The 272-nt window shown below is 75.0% G+C and carries 1 protein-coding gene; it reads right to left on the bottom strand.

The window, feature by feature from the left end:
* The coding region (locus tag RZA33_RS19475) for a hypothetical protein (protein WP_317509764.1) at positions 1-272 on the bottom strand (272 nt) is incomplete at both ends.

The following is a 272-nucleotide window of genomic DNA, read 5'->3' as shown; positions in this document are numbered from 1 at the left end:
CCCAGGACCTGCAGCGTGAACGGCAGGGCCAGCTCGTAGAGGCGGTCGGGCTCCAGCCGGGCCGCCTTGTCCGCGGCGGGCAGCCGGTTCAGTGCCGCGTCCCCCGTGGCCAGCAGCCGGCTGAGCGGCAGGAGCTGAGGGGGCTGGCCGGTGGGCATCCGCGCGATACCGATCAGCCGCCCCGCGTTGTCCAGCACCGGCCCGCCCGGGGTGCCATGAGGCAGATCAAAGCCCAGGGCCTGGGCTTCGCGGCCGACGCGGCCGACAAAGCC

Source organism: Halovibrio sp. HP20-59 (assembly GCF_033052795.2).
Taxonomy (GTDB): domain Bacteria; phylum Pseudomonadota; class Gammaproteobacteria; order Pseudomonadales; family Halomonadaceae; genus Vreelandella.
This window is presented reverse-complemented; position numbering and strand designations above follow the sequence as displayed.